General features: G+C 65.3%; 20 protein-coding genes. 11 read left to right on the top strand and 9 right to left on the bottom strand.

Annotated elements, in window-relative coordinates; genetic code table 11:
* Window positions 1-6 precede the first annotated feature (6 nt).
* From MF270_RS13190 to hemJ, 6 genes are all read right to left on the bottom strand, one after another.
* The gene (locus tag MF270_RS13190; protein ID WP_238366365.1) at window positions 7-816 is read right to left on the bottom strand and encodes a ParA family protein; all 810 of its coding nucleotides are present in this window, start codon (window positions 814-816) and stop codon (window positions 7-9) included.
* Window positions 809-1,420 carry a 16S rRNA (guanine(527)-N(7))-methyltransferase RsmG gene (rsmG, locus tag MF270_RS13185; protein WP_238366364.1) on the bottom strand — a complete coding sequence of 204 codons (612 nt, stop codon included), beginning with the start codon at window positions 1,418-1,420 and terminating at the stop codon, window positions 809-811. The genes MF270_RS13190 and rsmG overlap by 8 nt, the downstream gene beginning before the upstream one ends.
* Window positions 1,417-3,285: a tRNA uridine-5-carboxymethylaminomethyl(34) synthesis enzyme MnmG gene (gene mnmG, locus MF270_RS13180; protein WP_238366363.1), complete on the bottom strand. Its 1,869-nt coding sequence runs from the start codon at window positions 3,283-3,285 to the stop codon at window positions 1,417-1,419. Before mnmG ends, rsmG begins: the two co-directional genes overlap by 4 nt.
* Window positions 3,286-3,297: 12 nt before the next feature.
* A complete protein-coding gene (mnmE, locus tag MF270_RS13175; protein WP_238366362.1) occupies window positions 3,298-4,584 on the bottom strand; it encodes a tRNA uridine-5-carboxymethylaminomethyl(34) synthesis GTPase MnmE in 1,287 nt (428 codons plus the stop codon).
* A gap of 10 nt (window positions 4,585-4,594) precedes the next feature.
* Window positions 4,595-5,884 (bottom strand): transcription termination factor Rho, encoded by a 1,290-nt coding sequence (gene rho, locus MF270_RS13170; RefSeq protein ID WP_238366361.1) that lies wholly within the window; start codon window positions 5,882-5,884, stop codon window positions 4,595-4,597.
* A 131-nt stretch (window positions 5,885-6,015) separates the two neighbouring features.
* Window positions 6,016-6,465: a protoporphyrinogen oxidase HemJ gene (hemJ, locus tag MF270_RS13165; protein WP_238366360.1), complete on the bottom strand. Its 450-nt coding sequence runs from the start codon at window positions 6,463-6,465 to the stop codon at window positions 6,016-6,018.
* Window positions 6,466-6,874: 409 nt separating this feature from the next.
* On the opposite strand from hemJ, the gene MF270_RS13160 reads away from it, so the two are divergent.
* Genes MF270_RS13160 through dnaQ form a run of 4 tightly spaced genes read left to right on the top strand, consistent with a single transcriptional unit; the run spans window position 6,875 to window position 9,582 of the window.
* The gene (locus MF270_RS13160; RefSeq protein ID WP_238366359.1) at window positions 6,875-7,474 is read left to right on the top strand and encodes a Maf family protein; all 600 of its coding nucleotides are present in this window, start codon (window positions 6,875-6,877) and stop codon (window positions 7,472-7,474) included.
* Complete coding sequence (locus tag MF270_RS13155) at window positions 7,471-8,304, top strand: shikimate dehydrogenase (RefSeq protein WP_238366358.1); 834 nt, start codon at window positions 7,471-7,473, stop codon at window positions 8,302-8,304. The genes MF270_RS13160 and MF270_RS13155 overlap by 4 nt, the downstream gene beginning before the upstream one ends.
* On the top strand, window positions 8,301-8,891 hold the full coding sequence (coaE, locus tag MF270_RS13150; RefSeq protein ID WP_238366357.1) for a dephospho-CoA kinase: 591 nt from the start codon (window positions 8,301-8,303) through the stop codon (window positions 8,889-8,891). Before MF270_RS13155 ends, coaE begins: the two co-directional genes overlap by 4 nt.
* Entirely contained in the window at window positions 8,884-9,582 is a 699-nt protein-coding gene (gene dnaQ / locus MF270_RS13145) for a DNA polymerase III subunit epsilon (protein WP_238366356.1), read from the top strand. Before coaE ends, dnaQ begins: the two co-directional genes overlap by 8 nt.
* 93 nt (window positions 9,583-9,675) lie before the next feature.
* On the opposite strand, the gene secB is transcribed toward dnaQ, so the two are convergent.
* Window positions 9,676-10,182, bottom strand: a complete 507-nt coding sequence (gene secB, locus MF270_RS13140; protein ID WP_238366355.1) for a protein-export chaperone SecB — start codon at window positions 10,180-10,182, stop codon at window positions 9,676-9,678.
* Window positions 10,183-10,254: 72 nt separating this feature from the next.
* Entirely contained in the window at window positions 10,255-10,743 is a 489-nt protein-coding gene (locus MF270_RS13135) for an FxsA family protein (RefSeq protein WP_238366354.1), read from the bottom strand.
* Window positions 10,744-10,842: 99 nt separating this feature from the next.
* Here MF270_RS13135 and MF270_RS13130 point away from each other — a divergent pair, with 99 nt between their 5' ends.
* The 5 genes from MF270_RS13130 to MF270_RS13110 all read left to right on the top strand — a co-directional run bounded on the left by MF270_RS13130 (window position 10,843) and on the right by MF270_RS13110 (window position 17,636).
* Complete coding sequence (locus tag MF270_RS13130; protein ID WP_238366353.1) at window positions 10,843-11,505, top strand: Tim44/TimA family putative adaptor protein; 663 nt, start codon at window positions 10,843-10,845, stop codon at window positions 11,503-11,505.
* Window positions 11,502-12,545: a murein transglycosylase A gene (mltA, locus tag MF270_RS13125; RefSeq protein ID WP_418887884.1), complete on the top strand. Its 1,044-nt coding sequence runs from the start codon at window positions 11,502-11,504 to the stop codon at window positions 12,543-12,545. The genes MF270_RS13130 and mltA overlap by 4 nt, the downstream gene beginning before the upstream one ends.
* Window positions 12,542-13,141 carry a Smr/MutS family protein gene (locus MF270_RS13120; protein WP_238366352.1) on the top strand — a complete coding sequence of 200 codons (600 nt, stop codon included), beginning with the start codon at window positions 12,542-12,544 and terminating at the stop codon, window positions 13,139-13,141. Before mltA ends, MF270_RS13120 begins: the two co-directional genes overlap by 4 nt.
* A 66-nt stretch (window positions 13,142-13,207) precedes the next feature.
* Complete coding sequence (locus MF270_RS13115; protein ID WP_238366351.1) at window positions 13,208-16,348, top strand: 4Fe-4S dicluster domain-containing protein; 3,141 nt, start codon at window positions 13,208-13,210, stop codon at window positions 16,346-16,348.
* 67 nt (window positions 16,349-16,415) lie between these two features.
* On the top strand, window positions 16,416-17,636 hold the full coding sequence (locus tag MF270_RS13110) for an MFS transporter (RefSeq protein ID WP_238366350.1): 1,221 nt from the start codon (window positions 16,416-16,418) through the stop codon (window positions 17,634-17,636).
* Between the two features lie 18 nt (window positions 17,637-17,654).
* Here MF270_RS13110 and MF270_RS13105 read toward each other — a convergent pair whose 3' ends face one another.
* Window positions 17,655-18,755, bottom strand: coding sequence for a polysaccharide biosynthesis/export family protein (locus tag MF270_RS13105; RefSeq protein ID WP_238366349.1), 1,101 nt, complete (start codon window positions 18,753-18,755; stop codon window positions 17,655-17,657).
* Between the two features lie 179 nt (window positions 18,756-18,934).
* Between MF270_RS13105 and MF270_RS13100 the strand changes: the two genes are divergently transcribed.
* Entirely contained in the window at window positions 18,935-19,729 is a 795-nt protein-coding gene (locus MF270_RS13100) for an NAD-dependent epimerase/dehydratase family protein (protein WP_238366348.1), read from the top strand.
* A complete protein-coding gene (locus MF270_RS13095) occupies window positions 19,726-20,337 on the top strand; it encodes a sugar transferase (RefSeq protein ID WP_238366347.1) in 612 nt (203 codons plus the stop codon). The genes MF270_RS13100 and MF270_RS13095 overlap by 4 nt, the downstream gene beginning before the upstream one ends.
* Window positions 20,338-20,493: the final 156 nt, after the last annotated feature.

Raw genomic sequence — 20,493 nt, 5'->3', positions numbered from 1 at the left:
GTCTCCTCAGGCCGCCAGCGTGGCGTTATTCTTCATCAGTTCGTGGGCGAGGCTGCGATAGGCCATCGCGCCCTTCGAATTCGTGTCATAGCTCAGCACCGGCATCGCGTAGGACGGCGCCTCGCTGACACGGACATTGCGCGGGATCACGGTCTGGAACACCAGCTGGCCCAGGTTGTCGCGCGCATCCGCCTCGACCTGCTGCGACAGCTTGTTGCGGATGTCGTACATGGTCAGGACGACGCCCTCGATCCGCAAGGCAGGGTTCGCGCTGTGCCGGATCTCGCGGATCGTCAACATGAGCTGACTGAGCCCTTCGAGCGCGAAGAACTCGCTTTGCAGCGGGACAAGCACGCTGTCCGCCGCAACAAAAGCGTTCACGGTCAGAAGGTTCAGCGACGGCGGGCAGTCGATCAGGATGTAATCCCAGTTCATCTGAGCCAGGGACACCTGGCGCAATGCATCCCGCAACAGGAAGCTGCGCTTTTCGTTCGAAATCAGCTCGATATCAGCCGAACTCAAGTCGACCGTGGCCGGGATGATCGACAGGTTGGGCGTGTCGGACGGCACGATCGCCTCGAGCACGTCGATATCGTCGAGCAGCAGCTCGTAGGTCGTCAGGTCACGATCCTGCGCCTCGAGACCCAGGCCGGTGGAGGCATTGCCCTGCGGATCGAGGTCGATCACAAGGACCTTCTGACCCAGTTCGGTCAGCGCTGCACCCAGGTTGATCGTGGTGGTGGTCTTGCCGACACCCCCTTTTTGGTTGGCAATAGCGATGATTTTTGTGCCGCCAGGCGAAGAAAAATCAGACACGCGCGACTCCGGTGATCTTGAGGATGGAAGCTGCTGGATTGGTTTTACTTGTACAGGTTTCGAGGTCGAATGACCAATGATTCCGCGCCTCTTCGACTTCGGATCGCCAGCTTTGACCCTTGGGAAACAACAGGACGGTATCGTCCTGGCGATACGGCTCCGACAGGTCGAGCAAACGGGCCAAGTCGGCCAGGGCGCGTGCGGTCACCACCTCCGCCTTCAGGTCCTGCACCTGCTCGATGCGCCTTGCGTGAACCTGAGCCTGAAGGCCCAGGTCCCGGATGGCGGTGCGCAGGAAGGTCGCCTTCCTCGTATCCGACTCGATCAGGTGAAAGGTCGTCTCGGGCGCAAGGTCTTTGGCGAGGATGGCACAAATGATGCCGGGAAAGCCCCCGCCGCTGCCAAGATCCACCCAAGTACGGGCAATTCGTGGTGCCAGGTCGAAAACCTGTGTCGAATCAAGGGTGTGGCGGGTTCGAATGTCGGGCAGGGTTGATGGCGCGACCAGGTTGATCCTGCGCGTCCACTTCGCCACCAGGGCTTCGAACGCGTCAAGACGATCCAATGTTTCACGTGAAACATCCCCCAGGCCAGGCGCCGTCATGCCGAGCGCTCACGTTTCGACTGCCTGAGTTTCGCAAGGATCAACGTCAGCGCAGCCGGCGTCATTCCTTCGACACGCTCAGCTTGCGCCAAGGTCGAAGGTCGCACCCGATCCAGCTTGGTGCGCAACTCGTTGGACAGGCCGGAAATCGCGCCGAAATCGAAATCTGCGGGAATCCCGTGCTGTTCGTCGCGACGCATGCCCTCAACCTCGCGCTTCTGGCGCTCGATGTAATTGGAATAAAGGGCATCCCGCTCGAGCTGCTGGCTGATCTCGGCCGGAATGTCGTTCCAAGACCCGTCGAGCTGACGGACGGTACCGAAGTCAACATCGGGAAATGCCAGCACGTCATAGGCCGAGCGGCGCGCGCCATCCTGTCCCACCTTGATCCCGGCATCCCGCAATTCGCTTGGTGTGAAAGTCCGCGCTTGCAACCGGTCCCGCGCATGTTCCAACGCCGCATGCTTGGCGGAATAGGCGGTCCAACGCGTATCCCCGACGCAGCCGATCTTACGGCCCATGTCCGTCAGCCGTTGATCCGCATTGTCCGCCCGAAGGCTCAAGCGAAACTCGGCGCGGGATGTGAACATGCGATAGGGCTCCGTCACGCCGCGGGTGGTCAGGTCGTCAATCATCACGCCGATGTAACTGTCAGTCCGGCTGAATTGGACGGAGTCCCGGTTCAAGGCGCGCGCCGCAGCGTTCAAGCCCGCGACCATACCTTGTGCCGCCGCCTCTTCGTAGCCGGTCGTGCCGTTGATCTGGCCGGCCAGGTAGAGCCCGTGCTGGTCCCGCACCGAAAGCGTCAGGTCCAAGGACCGTGGGTCGACATAGTCATACTCGATGGCGTAGCCGGGCTGCATGATCTCGGCCGCCTCGAGCCCGAAGATCGAATGCACATAGTCCTCTTGCACATCGAGCGGCAAAGAGGTCGAGATCCCGTTGGGATAGACAGTTTCGGCGTCCAGTCCTTCGGGCTCGAGGAAGATCTGGTGCGAGGTCTTGTCCGCGAACCGCACGATCTTGTCCTCGATCGAGGGGCAGTAGCGCGGTCCGATTCCGTCGATATGCCCCCCGTACATCGCGGAGCGAGCAAGGTTTTCCCGAATGATGTCATGTGTTTGCGCGTTCGTGTGGGTGATCCCGCAGGACACCTGCGCGATCTCCGGCCGCTTGGACAGGAACGAGAACATCACCGGCTCATCGTCGCCCGGTTGGCTTTCCAGCTTGTCCCAAGCGATGGTCGAACTGCGCAGACGGGGCGGGGTCCCCGTCTTGAGCCGCCCCATCAGAAGTCCCATGTCATTGAGCCGCTCGGCCAGGCGCACGGACGGGTCGTCGCCCATTCGACCTCCGGGACGGCTCACGTCGCCGATATGGATGACACCCTTCAGGAAGGTGCCCGTGGTCAGAACAACCGCCCGAGACGACAGCTCGGAGCCGTCTGCCAGCACAACGCCGGCGATGCGCTCTCCGTCCAGACGGAAATCGACAACTTCACCTTCTAAGATGGCAAGTTGCGGCTGGGCTTCGGTCACCTGCAGCATCCGTTCCCGGTAGACCTTGCGGTCCGACTGCGCGCGGGGTCCCTGAACGGCCGGCCCCTTTCGGCGGTTCAGCAGCCGAAACTGGATCCCGGCTGCATCGGCGACACGACCCATGACACCATCCAGTGCATCAATCTCGCGCACCAGGTGGCCTTTGCCCAGCCCGCCAATCGCAGGATTGCAGGACATCACGCCGATACCGGCACGCTTGAGCGTAACCAGCGCGGTTCGGGCCCCCATGCGCGCTGACGCATGGGCGGCCTCGGTCCCCGCATGGCCGCCACCAACGACGATGACATCGAAATCCAGATGTTTCACGTGAAACACTCCTTACTTGCCGACGCAAAAGCTCGAGAAGATCTCACCGAGCACCGTTTCCACATCCACACGCCCGATCAGCATATGCAGCGCGCGAATCCCCCGGTGGAGTTCTTCGGCAGCTATATCATAGGTGACCGGACCTTGGGCAATCAAAGGCAGCGCCGCGTCCAAGGCATCTGCGGCAGACGCCAGCGCGACGCGGTGGCGTTCGCGAATGGCCAGGCCACTGCCAACGATCCGGTCGGCAAACACGGTCGACAGGTGACGCAGGAGAGAATCAATCCCCTGGCCCGTTCGGCCCGAAATTGACTGAGGCTCATCTTTAACCAGGTCGGCCTTTGGCGTGAATCGAATATCACCCTCTTGCCATAGCGACGTTTCAACGTCCGTTTCAGCTGCAAGAAAGACCCTCAGATCCGCTTGCCTGGCCCTGTCACGCGCACGGGCCACGCCGATTGCCTCGACCACGTCATCCGTCTCTCTCAGCCCCGCGGTATCCAGGAAGGTCACGGGAAAGCCGTCCACTTCCATCCGCACCTCGATCACATCGCGGGTCGTTCCGGCGATCTCGGACGTGATGGCCGCATCTCTACCGGCCAGCGCGTTCAAAAGGGTGGACTTTCCGACGTTTGGCGCGCCGACGATGGCAACCTCGAAGCCATGCCGGATCCGTTCCGCGATTTTCACACCGCGTTCATCCCGGCGCAGCTCGGTCAAGGTGCGCGAGACCAGATCCACCACCTCGGGCGTCACGTCCTCGGGCACCTCTTCGTCGGCGAAATCGATGGTCGCTTCAAGCAGGGCGGCCGCGCGCAACAGGTTCGCCCGCCAAGCCTCGGCGCGCTGTGCCAGTTCGCCCGACATCACGCGGACAGCCTGCCGGCGCTGCATCTCGGTTTCGGCGTCAATGAGGTCAGCCAAGCCCTCGACCTGCGTCAGGTCCAACCGGCCGTTCTCTAGTGCGCGACGCGTGAATTCCCCGGCCTCGGCGTGGCGCAGTCCGGGCATGTCGCCAAGAAGGGACAGGACATAGGACACGACGCTGGTACTGCCGTGCATCTGCAATTCAACCACCGGCTCACCGGTAAAGCTGTGGCCGGCTTCGAAGCACAGAACCAGGGCCTCGTCGATCAAGGCCCCGGCCGGATCTGTCAATCGACGCAGCGCGCTGTGCCGCGGGGCGGGCAGGGCGCCGCACAGCGCCGTGCCGGCCGCGAACGCCTCGGGGCCCGAGACGCGCACGACCGCCACCCCGGCCTTTCCGCGGGCCGTGGCAAGCGCAAAGATTGTGTCCATGGGAACCCCGTCAGGTGTTCATCGAGTCGAAGAATTCGGCGTTCGACTTGGTCTGCTTGAGCTTGGAGATCAGGAACTCGACGGCATCGGTCGTGCCCATCGGGTTCAGGATCCGCCTCAGGACAAAGGTCTTCTGCAGGTCCACCTTGTCGATCAGCAGGTCCTCTTTCCGGGTGCCGGACTTGAGGATGTCGATCGCCGGGAAGACGCGCTTGTCGGCCACCTTGCGATCCAGGATGATCTCGGAGTTGCCGGTGCCCTTGAATTCTTCGAAGATCACCTCGTCCATCCGGCTACCGGTGTCGATCAGCGCGGTCGAGATGATGGTCAGCGAGCCGCCTTCCTCGATATTCCGGGCCGCACCGAAGAACCGCTTGGGCCGTTGCAGCGCGTTGGCGTCCACACCGCCGGTCAGGACCTTGCCCGAAGACGGCACTACGGTGTTGAAGGCGCGACCAAGTCTTGTGATCGAATCGAGAAGGATCACAACATCTCGCTTATGCTCGACCAGACGCTTGGCCTTTTCGATGACCATCTCGGACACGGCCACGTGGCGGGTCGCCGGTTCGTCGAAGGTCGAAGAGATGACCTCGCCCTTCACCGAGCGCTGCATATCGGTGACTTCCTCGGGGCGTTCGTCGATCAGAAGGACGATCAGGTAGCACTCGGGGTGGTTGGTCTCGATCGAGTGGGCGATGTTCTGCAGCAGAACGGTCTTGCCGGTGCGCGGCGGGGCCACGATCAGCGAGCGCTGGCCCTTGCCGATGGGCGCCACCAGGTCGATGATCCGGGCCGAGCGGTCCTTGATTGTCGGGTCCTCGATTTCCAGCTTGAAGCGCTCGTCGGGATAAAGCGGCGTCAGGTTGTCGAAACTGACCTTGTGGCGCGCCTTTTCCGGATCTTCGAAGTTGATCAGGGTGACGTCGGTCAGCGCGAAATAGCGTTCGTTCTCGTCGGGTGCCTTGATCTCGCCCTCGATCGTGTCGCCGGTGCGCAGCGACCATTTGCGGATCATGTCGGGCGACACGTAAATGTCGTCCGGGCCCGGCAGGTAGTTCGCCTCGGGCGAGCGCAGGAAGCCGAAGCCGTCCTGAAGCACTTCGAGCACGCCGTCGCCCGAGATCTGCCAGCCTTCATCCGCGCGTTCGCGCAGGATCTGGAACATCATCTCGCCCTTGCGCATGGTCGAGGCGTTCTCGATCTCGAGCTCCTCGGCCATGGCCAACAGGACCTTGGGGCTTTGCGCCTTGAGATCGGCCAGCGCCAGGCATTCGGTGATCGTGTCGATTTCGTCGTTCATCGGAGGCAGCTCCTCGGGCGGAGGACCGGGCGGTCCAGCATCGCGTGATGGCAAATGGGAAGACGGGTCCCCAAGGACTGGGGCCGTGTGCTGCAGGTCCTTACAGCGAGGCGGCAGCGAAAGTCAATCGTTCAGAATTTCACCACGACGCTGAGCACGATCACGATCATCAGCAGCGTCGGGACCTCGTTCATCATCCGGTAGGTCCGACCGGGGCGGGTGTTGGTCCCGGCGACGAAGTCCTTGCGGCGCAGGCCCAGCCAGTGGTGAAACCAGGTCATGACCAGCACCGCCGCCGCCTTGGTCCAGGGCCAGACCGATGACCAGTCGACGATGCCCGGGGTGAAGACCAGGCACAGCCCCGCGATCCAGGTCGCGATCATTGCCGGGTTCATGATTAGGCGCAGCAGTTTCTGCTCCATCATCTGGAAGGTGCGGTCCATCTCGCTGCCGACCTCGGCCTGTTCGGTGTGATGCACGAAGAGGCGCGGCAGGTAGAACAGGCCAGCCATCCAGGACATCACCGCCATGATGTGAAAGGCTTTCACGTAAGGATAGGCCAGGGCCAGGAGATCGGACATGGGCGCCTCGGGGTCAGGGTTTCCCCTCTCTAAGAATAAATAGAAAGTTTAGAAAGATTGTTGTTTTAAGTAGGGGGCAGCCAATCGGTGGATTACTCGCTTGTCCACCAGTTCTCCACATCGGGATAAGATGGCGCGCCCGGTCCGGCTTACCTTGAGCGATTGAATTTAATACAAACTTGTCAGGCATTTGACCTTAAAAAGCTTCGTCCTCACCGGTGGAAAACCTTGTGAGCGGCTTGGGGGTCACCGTTTTGGACACAGGCGCGGATTTATCCCGTCCACGGAAGGAGAACCCATCGAGGGCGTGAGGGGGTTTCCGGGATCTTAACGTCCCTTGCCAAAATGCGAACGAAACCCCACAAACCGTCACATGCCGTCCCACAGCCTCATCCCCTGATCTGTCCACATGCCCTTGCCCCTCGTCCTTGCTTCTGGCTCCGAGATCCGTGCGCAGCTTTTGCGCAACGCGGGGCTGACGATCGAGGTGCGCAAGCCTCGCGTCGACGAGGACATGATCAAGCAAAGCCTGCTGGCCGAGGGCACGCGCCCCCGCGACATCGCCGATGCGCTGGCCGAGGCCAAGGCGGGCAAGGTCGGCCGGATGCAGCCCGAGGCGATGGTGCTGGGCTGTGACCAGACGCTGGACCTGAACGGCCGGCTCTTCGACAAGCCCCGCGATGTGGACGAGGCGCGCGCGCAGCTGACAGCCCTGCGGAATGAAAAGCACATGCTGCATTCCGCCGCCGTGCTGTTCCACGAGGGCCAGCCGATCTGGCGCCACGTCGCCACCGTCCGCCTCTGGATGCGGGACTTCTCGGACGACTATCTCGACGCCTACCTGGCGCGGAACTGGGACTCGATCCGTCATTCGGTCGGCGGTTACAAGCTGGAAGAAGAGGGCGTGCGCCTCTTCGCCCGGATCGAGGGCGACCATTTCGCGGTCATGGGGCTGCCACTGCTCGAATTGCTGAATTTCTTCAGCCTTCGCAAGGATATAGATGCATGAGTGACAACAGGATCCCGCTGGCCGGTGTCATCGGCTCGCCCATCGCACACAGCAAGTCGCCGCAACTGCACGGCTACTGGCTGCGCATGCTGGGCCTGCGCGGGCATTACATCCCGATGGACATCGCGCGCGAGGATCTCGAGACCGCGCTGCGCACCCTGCCCAAGCTGGGCTTCGTCGGGGTCAACGTGACGATCCCCTACAAGGAGCGGATTCTCGAGATCGCAGACCTGATCACCGACCGGGCCACGCTGATCGGCTCGGCCAACACGATCATCTTCCGCAAGGACGGCAAGATCCACGCTGACAATACGGATGGCTACGGGTTCCTTGAGAACCTGCGCCAGCAGGCGCCGCATTGGAACCCCAAGGCGGGGCCAGCGGTGGTCCTCGGGGCTGGCGGGGCAGCGCGCGCCGTGGTGGCGACGCTGCTGGATGCCGGCGTGCCCGAGGTGATGCTGACCAACCGCACGCGGGTGCGGGCCGAGACTCTGGCCGAGGATTTCGGCAAGCGCGTGCGCGTGGTCGAATGGATCCAGGCCGGCAACGCGATCGAAGAGGCGAAGACGCTGGTCAATGCCACCTCGCTTGGCATGGTCGGCAAGCCCGAGCTTCGGGTGCTGCTGGACGGGTTGCGGCCGGATTGCGTGGTCAACGACCTCGTTTACGCGCCGCTGCAAACCAAGCTGCTGCTGACGGCCCAGGCCGCCGGCTGTACGGCGGTCGACGGGCTTGGCATGCTGATCCACCAGGCGGTACCGGGGTTCGAGCGCTGGTTCGGCACAAGGCCCGTGGTGGACGAGGCGACGCGCGCGGCCATCCTGCGATGAGCTTTGCGCTTGGCCTCACCGGCTCCATCGGCATGGGCAAGAGCACGACGGCGCAGATGTTCGCGGACGAGGGCTGCGCGGTCTGGGATGCCGATGCGGCCGTGCATCGCCTTTATTCCGCCGGTGGCGCGGCCGTCGCGCCGATGCAGGCCGCCTTTCCGGAGGCTATCGTGGACGGCGCCGTCTCTCGCGACGCGCTGCGCGCGATCATTGGGACCGACCCCGAGGCGCTGGGGCGGATCGAGGCCATCGTGCATCCGCTGGTCGGTGCCGACCGCAAGGCGTTCCGCGATGCGGCCACGGCGGACATTGTCGTCTTCGACGTGCCGCTGCTGTTCGAAACCGGTGGAAACACCGGCATGGACGCGGTCGCATGTGTCTCTGTTCCGCCTGAACTCCAGCGAGAGAGGGTGCTGGCGCGCGGCACCATGACCGAGGCGCAGTTCGAGCAGATCCGCGCCAAGCAGATGCCGAACGATGACAAATGCGCGCGGTCGGACTATGTCATCGTGACCGACACGCTGGACCATGCCCGCGCGCAGGTGCGGGACGTGGTTCGTCGGATCAGAGGGGGGATGCATGCGTGAAATCGTGATGGACACGGAAACGACGGGGCTCGACCCGTTTTCCGGCGACCGGCTGGTCGAGATCGGCGGGGTCGAGCTGTGGAACCACGTGCCGACCGGCAAGACCTATCACCAGTACATCAACCCGCAGCGCGACATGCCGCAAGAGGCGTTCAACGTCCACGGGCTGAGCGAAGAGTTCCTGCGCGACAAGCCGCTGTTCAAGGACGTGGCGCAGGCGTTCCTGGACTTCGTCGGCGATGCCAAGCTGGTCATCCACAATGCCAGCTTCGACATGAAGTTCCTGAACGCGGAGCTGGGCTGGCTGAACATGCCCAAGCTGCCGATGGACCAGGCGATCGACACCCTCGCGATCGCGCGCAAGAAATTCCCCGGTTCGCCGTCTTCGCTGGACGCGCTCTGCCGGCGTTTTGGCATCGACAACTCCGCCCGGACGCTGCACGGCGCGTTGCTGGACAGTGAAATCCTGGCCGAGGTCTACCTGGAACTGATCGGGGGCAAGCAGCCGGGCCTGGTGCTGGGCAGCGTCGACCAGGGGTCAAGCGCGGATCAGCAGACCAGCGAAACCTGGCGCCCCCGACCGCGCCCCAAGGCCCTGCCGCCGCGGATCACGGAAGGCGAGCGCGCGGCCCATGCCGCATTCGTCGAAAAGATCGGGGACAAGGCGCTCTGGTCGAAATACCGGAACTGAGCGCGACAAAATTCTTCTGACGAAGAATTTTGACCGGCGCGGGGCGGGACGAAGGATCTTTGTGAAAAGATCCTTCTGCCCCGGGGCCTGGTGTCAGGCGTCGGCCTTGGGCTGCTCGGCAGCCGCGCGGCGGGCGATTTCCTGGCGGTAGAGCGACAGGAAGTCGATGTTTTCCAGGTTCAGCGGCGGGAAGCCCCCGTCACGCGTCACGTCCGACACGATGCGGCGCAGGAACGGGAACAGCATCCGCGGGCATTCGATCAGCAGGAAGGGGTGCAGTTGCTCGTCCGGCACGTTCTCGATGTGGAAGACGCCGGCATAATCGATTTCCATCAGGAACAGCTGGCTGCCGCTTTCCTTGGTCTTGGAATCCACCTTCAGCTTGATCGCCACCTCGTACTGGTGATCCGGCTGGCGCTTTTTCGCGTCGAGGTTCACCTGCACCTGCACGTCGGGCTGCGAGTCGCCGCTCGAGCCCTTCTGCGCGAGGATGTTTTCGAACGACATGTCGCGCACGAATTGCGCCAGCACGTTCATCTTGACCTGGGGGGCCTGCTGCGGCGCGGCCGCCTCGGCTCCGTTCGTTTCGTTCTCTGCCATCTGGCAATTCCCTTCGGTTTAAATCTGACGCGCAAGGCTTACCAGCATGCGCCGGGTGTCTCAATGCCCCGCTCAGTGACGCGTCCAGCCCGAGGGCGCATGGGTCGGGCGCTTGTCCGGGTCGACCTCGGTAAACTCGCCGTCGATCACGCCCGGATCGGCGCGTCGCGGCTCGTGCATCGGACCGCGCGGGCCACCGGGCTGGAACCGTTCGACCTTTACCCGCTTCTTCAGCTCGCGGAAGATCACGGCCCGCACCGGCGGCATCAGCAGCGCCAGCCCCAGCGCATCGGTGAAGAATCCCGGCGTCAGCAGCAGCGCGCCGGCGAACAGGATCATCGCCCCGCTGGCCAGCGGCTCGCTCGGGTCGGTCAGCTGGTTGAGGGAGCTTTGCAGACGGTTCAGCGTCGAGATGCCCTGCTGCTTGACCATGTACGTCCCGACCACGGCCGTGAGCAGCACGATGAACAGCGTTGGCCAGAGCCCGATCAACCCGCCGACCTGGATGAACAGCGCGATCTCGATCAGCGGAATGGCGATGAAGGCCAGCAGCAGCCACATGGCGGTCTCCTTAGACGTGTCACGCGGTGGACTTGCGCCGCCGCAGCACCTACATAAGGTCCGCAAACCGATATTTCCATGGACCCACAGGGGAACTTGATGAACTCACCCATTCTCCAGCTTCTCGTATTGGCAGGCATCGCGGTGTTCCTGATCCTGAAGCTCAAGAGCGTGCTTGGGACCCGAGAAGGGTTCGAAAAGCCGCCGGCGGTCCGCCAGGACCCGACGACTGCACGCCGCCGGACCGACTTCGAAGTGATCGAGGGCGGACCGGACCGGGATATTGTCGATCACGTTCCCGAGGGCAGCGAGGCCGCCGAGGCGCTGACCAAGATGAAGCGCGCCGAGCCGACGTTCCACGTGGCCGAGTTCCTGCAAGGGGCCCGCGGCGCCTACGAGATGATCCTGATGGGCTTCGAGCGGGGTGAACTGGCCGAGATCAAGCCTTTCCTCGACGAGGATGTCTACGACGCCTTCGCCAGCGTCGTGCAGTCGCGCGAGGAACAGGGGCTGAAGATCGAGGCCGAGTTCGTCGGCGTCCGCGAGATGGCGCTGGACGATGCCACCTTCGACGATGACACCGGGATCGGCGAGGTCACCGTGCGCTTTGTCGGTGAGCTGGTGCAGGCCGTGCGCGATTCCTCCGGCCAGATCATCGAGGGCAGCACGACCACGCCCAAGCGTCAGAAGGACGTCTGGACCTTTGCCCGCAAGATGGGCGCGGACGATCCGAACTGGACGCTGGTCGCCACGGGCGAATGATCCGCGCGGCGCTGGCCGTTCTCGCCAGCCTCGTGCTGGCGGCTGGTGAGGCGAGGGCGCAGATGGCCGACATCGAGATCCAGGTGCTCAGTTTCTCCGAGCTGGACGGCTGGGCCGAGGATGACCACGACGCCGCGCTGGACGTGTTCCGCCAGACCTGCGACCGGCTCGACGGTGTCGACTGGGACACCCTCTGCCGCGCCGCGCAGGACCAGTCGAGCGGCCGCGCCTTTTTCGAGCTGTTCTTTCGCCCGGTCATGATGACCGACGGCGACGACGCGCTCTTCACCGGGTATTTCGAGCCGGAACTGGACGGGTCGCGCTATCGCTCGGCCCGGTTCCGCTACCCCGTCTATGCCATGCCGCCCGAGGCGCGCAGCGCCGGGGTTTGGTATTCGCGACGCGAGATCCTGTCGCTGGGCCTGCTGGAAGGGCGGGGGCTCGAGATTGCCTGGGTCGATGACCCGGTCGAACTGTTCTTTTTGCAGATCCAGGGCTCGGGCCGCATCCGGCTGCACGAAGGCGGCACCATCCGCGTCGGCTATGCCGGGTCGAACGGCCACGAATACCGCTCGGTCGGGGTCGAACTGGTGCGGCGCGGGGTCTACGACGCCCACCAGGTCAGCGCGCAGGTGATCCGGAACTGGGTGCGCCGCAACCCGGTGGACGGCGAAGAGCTGCTTTACCACAACCCGTCCTACGTCTTTTTCCGCGAGGTGAGCCACGTGGACCCGTCCAAGGGGCCGCTGGGCGCCATGAACCGGTCGATCACCGCGATGCGGTCGATCGCGGTCGATCCGCGCTACACGCCTTTGGGCGCGCCGGTCTGGATCGAGAAGGGCGGCGACGGGCCGCTGCATCGCCTGATGATCGCGCAGGACACCGGGTCGGCCATCAAGGGGGCGCAGCGGGCGGACATCTTCTTTGGCACCGGCGATGCGGCCGGGCAGGCGGCCGGGCGTCTGCGCGATCCCGGCCGGATGGTCGTGCTGATGCCGATCCAGCGCGCCTATGCGATGCTGCCGGAGGCGGTCGAATGACCCGGCGCCGGCGGCTGTCTGACGACGACCTCGAGCTGTGGCGCCAGGTCGCCCGCACGGCCGAGCCGCTGCACCCGGCCAAGAAGGCGCGGCAGGCCCAGCCCGCGCCGAAACCGCGAAAAACCCCTGTGTCAGAGACGAAATCCGAGCTGATCTCGCCCTTCGAGATCGGCACCAAGGCGCCCCACACGCCCCCCGGCCACGACCTGCAGCGCCCGCTGGGCCAACGGCTGGCCGGGCAGCCCGTGGCGATGGACCGCAAGAACTTTACCCGGATGAAGCGGGGCAAGCTCCAGCCCGAGGGGCGGATTGACCTGCATGGCATGACCCTGGCCCAGGCGCATCCCGCGCTGACCGGGTTCATCCTGCAAAGCCACGCCATGGGGCGGCGTCTGGTGCTTGTGATCACAGGCAAGGGCAAGCGCGGCGACGACGACGGCCCGATCCCGCGGCAGAAAGGCGTGCTGCGCCACCAGGTGCCGCAATGGCTGCGCATGGCGCCGTTGTACGGGATCGTCTTGCAGGTCTCCGAGGCGCATCTGAAACACGGCGGGGGTGGTGCCTATTACGTCTACCTGCGCCGCTCGCGCGGTTGACGCGGCGCTCTCTTTCCTTTGCCTGGTGATATGCCCTAACCTCTGCCCGTGCAGGGGAGGACGCGCATGAAATTCCGGTCGACGGCGAAACGGCCGTTTCACCTTGGGCCCTGGCCGCTCGAGACGCTCGCGCGGCAGGACGCTGCCCTGCCGTGGGAGGGGCAGACGGCACAGCTGGGGTTCGACTGGTCGGACGACCCGGTGTCCATCGTCAATGCGATCCGCGATTACCAGGCGATGATGGACGTGCTGCGCGACGGGCCGGTGGCAGCGGTGCCCTCCGAAGTGCCCGAGGACCGGTGCGAACGGGCGCGGCACCTGAAATCCTTCGGCTATTTCAACGACGCGGCCATGGTCGGCATTTGCCGGATCACGCCCGATCTGCGGATCGCCCCGATGCGCAACCCGGATATCGACCGGCTGGCCGGCGACCTGCTGACCAAGGAGTCGAACACCCTTTCGACCGGCATCGACACGATCCTGGCCGAGCTGCGCGAGGCGCTGGCCGCCCCCGACACCGGAGCCGAGGCGCATACCCACGCCATTGTCTATCTCTACCCGCAGGCCCGCGCGCCCCGCACCGATGAACCCGGCACCGACTGGATTCGCGATGCCGAACCGCACCGCGCTGCCTTTCGCGCCACCGAAACCGCCTGCGTGATCGCCAATTACCTGCGCCTGCTGGGTCATCCGGCGCGGGCGCACTCCGCCTCGACCTCGGACATCGACCTAGGCCGCGCCGCGCTGCGCGCCGGGCTGGCCATGCCCGAGGGCGCGCGGCTGATCGCGCCGTATTTCGGCCCGCGATGGGCCGTGGCCGCCGTGACGACGACGCTCGAGATGGAGGCCGACCGCCCCCTCGCCGCGCAGGTCCTGCCATCGAAAGACCGCACCGATCCATACCGAAAGCGTCTCTATGCAAGGGGTCCGCACCCGTTCGAGCGTCTCAAGCGTGTCGACCAGCCCACCACCTATATCGATGAGCCGAACGTGCCCCGCGTGCCGAAGCGCGCCGATCTTTTCGCCCGGGCGCAGTTCGGCGACATGGGCCCAGCGCTGCAGGCCGCCGCCAAGGCCGGGCATTACGTGCGCAAATCCGCGACCTCCTACGCGCAGCGGCGGCTGCTCTCGGCGCTGAGCCTGATCCAGAACGGCGCGCCCTCAGACGGGCCGCGTCCGCAGGACGCCGCGAAGAACGCCGAGAACATCCGCGCCACCAGCTATTTCCTCGGGCTCGATGCCGTGGGCACCTCGCGTTGCCCCGACTGGGCCTGGTATTCGCATGACGCCGGCGGGCATGAGATCGACCCGAGCCACCCCCATGCTGTGTCGATGATCGTCGACCAGGGCTTCGAGACGATGGAGGGCGCATCCGGCGACGACTGGATCAGCGTCGCCCAATCCATGCGCGCCTACCTGCGGTTTTCGCTGCTGGGCGGGGTCATGGCGCGGCAGCTGCGCAACCTCGGATACGCGGCCAAGGCGCATACGGCCATCGACGGGGACGTGTTGCAGCCGCCGCTGCTGCTGCTCGCCGGATTGGGCGAGGTCAGCCGGATCGGTGAGGTGATCCTCAACCCCTTCCTCGGGCCGCGGCTGAAGTCGGGCGTGGTGACGACCGACATGCCGATGGATCATGACAAGCCCATCGATTTCGGCCTGCAGGCCTTTTGCAACGCGTGCAACAAGTGTGCGCGGGAATGTCCCTCGGGTGCGATCACGGCCGGGCCGAAAAAGATGTTCAACGGTTACGAGATCTGGAAAAGCGACAGCCAGCGCTGCGCCACCTACCGGCTGACGACCGAGGGCGGCGCCATGTGCGGACGCTGCATGAAGACCTGCCCGTGGAACCTCGAAGGGCTGTTCGCCGAGGCGCCGTTTCGCTGGGCCGCGTCGAACATTCCCGCCGCTGCGCCGTGGCTGGCCAAGCTGGACGACAAGCTGGGGCGGGGCGGGCTGAACCCGGTCAAGAAATGGTGGTGGGACCTCGGCCTCGAGGTGGACGGTGCCTATCACCCGGCCAAGGCGCCCGTAAATGCACGGGGCTTGCAGCCCGAGTTGGTCATCGACCCGGCCGAGCAGACATTGGCGGTCTACCCGGCGCCGCTGACGCCGCCGCCCTGGCCCTATCCGCATCCGATGGACCGGGAGGCGGGGATTCAGGCGTATCAGTCCCTGATTTCGGCCGAAGAGCACCGTCAGCGCACGGCCGCCGGAGAGATGGCGCATCTGCACCGCACCCGCCCGGCCGAAGAGGCGCCGGTGATCGAGACGCGGGTGACGAAAGTGGTGCAGGAGACGCCGGGGATCACCCGCTACACGCTCCAGCGCCCGGACGGAGGCGACATGCCGGCATGGACGGCGGGCGCCCATGTCGACGTGGTCGTGGCGCCGGAATACCTGCGGCAATATTCGCTGACCGGCGATCCCGCGCGGCGCGACGCCTACGAGATTGCCGTGCTGCGCGAGGATTCGGGGCGCGGCGGGTCGCTGCTGATGCACCGGATCTTTGCCGAGGGGCGGCGGGTGTTCCTGTCGCATCCCGAGAACCACTTCCCCCTGGTCGAGGACGCGCCCTTCAGCTTTCTCATGGCGGGCGGGATCGGGATCACGCCGATGATCCCCTTTGCCCATCGGCTGCATGCGCTGGGGCGGGATTTCGCGCTGCATTACTCCGTTCCGTCACGCAGCGCGGCGGCCTGCCTGTCGGATCTCGCGCAGGCGCCATGGTCGGACAAGGTGCGGCTGCACGTCACCGAGGAAGGTACCCGCGCGGATTTCGAGACTGTACTGGCCCAAAACGTCCCCGGCCCGCAGCTTTATACCTGCGGGCCCGACCGCTACATGGACGCCGTCTTGACCGCGGCACGCGCCGCCAGGATGCCGGACGAAGCGCTGCACCGCGAGTATTTCTCGGTCCCCGACGCGCCGGAGCGGGAGAATTTCCCCTTCCGCCTGCGTCTGAACGATGGGACCGAGATCGCCGTGCCCGCAGACCGAAGCGCCGCCGAGGCGCTGATCGACGCAGGTTTCCCGGTCGATCTGAAATGCTCGGACGGGCTATGCGGTGTCTGCAAATGCGGGCTGAGGGGCGGCGACGTGGATCACCGCGACTACGTGCTGTCGGCAAAACAGCGCGAAACCGCGCTGATCCTCTGTCGCAGCCGCGCGGTGGACCCTGACGGGATCATGGAAATCGACTTCTGACCCCCTTGCGCCGGTTACATGCGGCTGGCATCCATCTGCGCGCGGCACCCCGCCGCAGGATGCCCCCATGCCCTTGCTAGACTTTCTGCGGCTCAATGCCCGCTGGTTGCTGGCCGGAATGCTGCTGACCCTGCTGTCGAGCTTCGGCCAGACCTATTTCATCTCGATCTTCGCCGGCCACGTGATGGAGGATTTCCAGCTGTCCCATGGCCAATGGGGCGGGATCTACACGATCGGCACGACGGCCTCGGCGTTGGTGATGGTCTGGGCGGGCGGGCTGACTGACCGCTTTCGGGCCCGCACGCTGGGGGCTGGGGTGCTGGTTCTGCTGGCGGCCGCGTGCCTTTTCATGGCGGAGAACCCGGCGTGGTACATCCTGCCGCTGGCAGTCTTCTGCCTGCGCCTGACCGGGCAGGGGATGATGAGCCAGATCGCCAGCGTCGCCGTGTCGCGCTGGTTCGTGGGCGCGCGGGGGCGGGCGCTGTCGATCTCGTCGCTGGGCTTTTCGCTGGGCGAGGCGATCCTGCCACTTACCTTCGTCTTTCTGATGACGCTGACCGGCTGGCGAAACCTGTGGCTGCTGGCCGCGCTGATCGCGCTGGCGGCGATCCCGGTGCTGCTGGGCCTGCTGCGCCAGGAACGCACGCCGCAAAGCTTTGCCGCGGGCGAACAGAGCATGGGGATGGAGACGCGCCACTGGACCCGCAACCAGGCGCTGCGGCACTGGCTGTTCTGGTTCATGATCCCGGCGCTGCTGGGGCCGGCGGCGTTCAACACCGCCTTCTTCTTTCACCAGGTGCATTACGCCGAGGTGAAGGGCTGGACGCATCTCGAGCTGGTGTCGCTGTTCCCGTTCTACACGCTGACGGCCATCGCGGCGATGCTGGCCTCGGGCTGGGCGCTGGACCGGTTCGGGGTCGAACGGGTGATGCCCTGGTACCAGATCCCGCTGGGGCTGGCCTTTGTCGTCTTTGCCGTGACCCCAAGCCCGGGCTGGGCGATGGTGGGGCTGTTCCTGATGGGGCTGACGAATGGCGGCATGGCGACCATGCCGGCGACCTTCTTCGCCACCTTCTACGGCACCGGGCACCTGGGGTCGATCAAGGCGCTGTCGACGGCGATCATGGTCTTCGGCTCGGCCGTGGGGCCGGGGCTGACCGGGGCGCTGATCGATCTTGGGCTGGCGCTGCCCAGCCAGTATTTCGGCGTGGCGCTTTATTTCGTGATGGCGACGGTGCTGATGCAGATCGGCATCCGGCGCGCCCGCCCGCTGCTGGCAGCAGGCTAGGCGGCGCGCCGGACGGGATCAGTTGCCGCCGCTGCTGCTGGCGTTGTTCACCGTGGTGCCGAAGCCGACGAAGGTGCCGAAGAGCTCGGCGATCGTGCGGACCGTGGTGACCGGGCTTTCGGTCGCAAGGACCGTGTCATCCGGGTTCACCGCGAGGTTCCGCGCGGCAAACAGCCCGTCGGCCGTGGTCAGGTCGAGCGTGAAGATCACCTGCTGTCGCGACGGGCCGTTCAGACCGTCGGCGCGCAGGTGCCTGGGCGAATATTCCCGCAGGATCAGGATGCCCTTGGGGTTGGCGCGGTTGTCGCTGATGCCACCGATGAGCGACAGCGCCTCCATCGCGGTGATGTGCTCCTTGGGGAAGGTGATCAGGCTTTCCGTGCCGGTCGCGCCCAGCGCCATGAAGGTGCGGGTGTCGTCCTCGACGATGACCTTGTCGCCGCCCCGCAGGGTGGTGTTGTTCGACGCGTTCTCGAACAGCGATTCCGCGCGGATGGCGTAGGTGGTGCCGCTGCGTTGCAGGCGGACCAGCGGGTTCTCGATGTTGGGGCTGATGCCGCCGCCCAGCGCGATCAGCGACAGGATCGAGAAATCGCGCGACGGCATCGGGAACGACCCGGGCGCGTTCACCCCGCCCACGAGGTCGACCGAGTTGTCCTGGCCGCTGGTGGCCGACAGCTGCACCTGCGCCGAGGGCACGATGGGTTCAAGCTGCGACTGGATGCGCTCGCGCGCCTCGTCCGGGGTCAGCCCGCGGACCACCACGTCGTAGACGTAAGGCACGAAGATCGTGCCATTGGCCGACACGCGCAGGCCGTTCATCGTGACCGCCTTGGCATCGGTCGGCGTGATCAGCGAGTTTTCCTGGTTGTCCCAGATCACCAGGTCGATGGTGTCGCCGGCGGCGATGATGTTCGACTTGGGCGCACGGGTGGCGCCGATCCAGTGGTAGCTGCCGCTCCAGCCCGTGACGGGCCACTTGGCGACGTAGGGCACCGTGGCGCGGGTCACGGGAACCACGGCGAAGGTCGGGTCCTCTTGTTCGGATTCCTTGACGATCTCTGATCGCAGCGCCGCGCCGCGTGGCAGGGTACAGGCCGAGACGAGCGTAAACGCCATCAGGGCCAGGATGAGTTTCACTGTCCGGTTATGCAATTCACACGCCTCCGCATCCGCGGTTGTTATGTCTTTGCCGTCTTTCTAGCGATCGGCCCGGGTGATACACAAACAGTTAATCATGGCAGGTTCGGCATCGGCGGAAAGACGTGACTCCTTTGCATCATGGCAAAACTATGGTCGTGCTGGGCGGTTCGGGTAAGGTCGGGCGCCGTGTCATGGCCTGCTGGCGGGGCCGGGATGCCCGCTCTGTGATCACCCTTGGCCGGTCCGGCGCCGAGGTGACCTGGGCGCCGGGCGATCCGGTGCCGGATGTCCGGGCGGATGCGGTGGTCGCGCTGTGGGGCGTGGTGCCGAGGCCGGGGCGGGACCTGTCGCAGAACGCCGCACTGGCCCGCGCCGCGATGGACCTTGGCGCCGCGCTGGGCGCAGACCGGGTGCTGCATTGCTCGACCGGGGCGGTCTACGCGCCAGGGGCCACCGGTTTGACCGAGGACGCCGTGCCCGATCCCCGCAACCCTTACGGCGCCGCCAAGGTCGAGATGGAGCGCGCCGCCGCCGCGATTCCCGCGCCGGCGTCCTGTTGCCTGCGGATCGGCAACGTGGCCGGCTGCGACAGCCTGTTCGCTTCGCTCGAGCGGGGGGGCACGGTCACGCTGGACCGCTTTGCCGATGGCCGGGGCCCGCGGCGCAGCTACGTGGCGGTTTCGGACCTTTGCGCGCTGCTCGATCGGCTGGTGGCCTGTGACCTCTCGGAGCTGCCCGCGCTGCTGAACGTCGGCGGGGCGCAGGCCGTGGGCATGGATGCCATCGCCCGCGCAGCCGGGCGCGACGTCGCCTGGACCGAGGCGCCCGCCGGTGCCGTCCCCGAGGTCTGGCTGGACACCACGCGGCTTGAGGCCCTTGCCGGGACGCTCGGGTCCAGCGGTGACCCCGCGGCGCTGGTGGCCGACTGGCAGGCGTGGCGCGCGGCATGACCCCGGCAAAGCGCCTTTTGGACCTTGCCAGTGCGCTTGTGCTGACGCTTGTGCTGATCCCGGTGATCGCCTGGGTCGCGGCCTGGATCCTGCTGCGTGACGGGCGGCCGATCCTGTACGTCTCCGAACGGATGCGCGCGCTGGGGCAACCGTTCCGGCTGGTCAAGTTCCGCACGATGACGACTGTCGCGACCGACGCGGGTGTGTCGGGCGGCGACAAGGCGCATCGCATCACCCATACCGGCGCCACCCTGCGCCGCTACCGGCTGGACGAGATCCCGCAGTTGTGGAACGTCTTTCGCGGCGACATCTCGTTTGTCGGGCCGCGCCCGCCGCTGCGTCGCTACGTCGACATGTTCCCCGATCTGTACGCCGACGTGTTGAAATCCCGCCCGGGAATCACCGGCCTCGCCACTCTGGTCTACCACGCGCGCGAAGAACGCCTGCTGGCCCGCTGCCGCACGCCGGAAGAAACCGAGGCCGTCTACACCCGCATCTGCGTGCCGGCCAAGGCCCGGCTGGACCTGATTTACCAAGAAAAAAGAAACGTTTGCTGGGATTTCAGGTTGATGGTCGCCACCGTCTTCAAGCGGCTGGGGATCCATTGATCCTTGCCCGAAATTGCGTGCCTTTCCCGCCACATCGGCGGAAAATCGTTCATTTCGCAGCTGCAGCAAGCATTTATTGCGCGCGCTCCCGATTCCCGCGTATTGTGATCTGGTGGAGAAAATCTCCATGGGTGGAAAGGGTTGAGTGATGTTTTT

Origin of the sequence: Mesobacterium pallidum (assembly GCF_019966535.1) — a bacterium.
In the GTDB taxonomy this organism is placed as follows: Bacteria; Pseudomonadota; Alphaproteobacteria; order Rhodobacterales; family Rhodobacteraceae; genus Mesobacterium; species Mesobacterium pallidum.
This window is presented reverse-complemented; position numbering and strand designations above follow the sequence as displayed.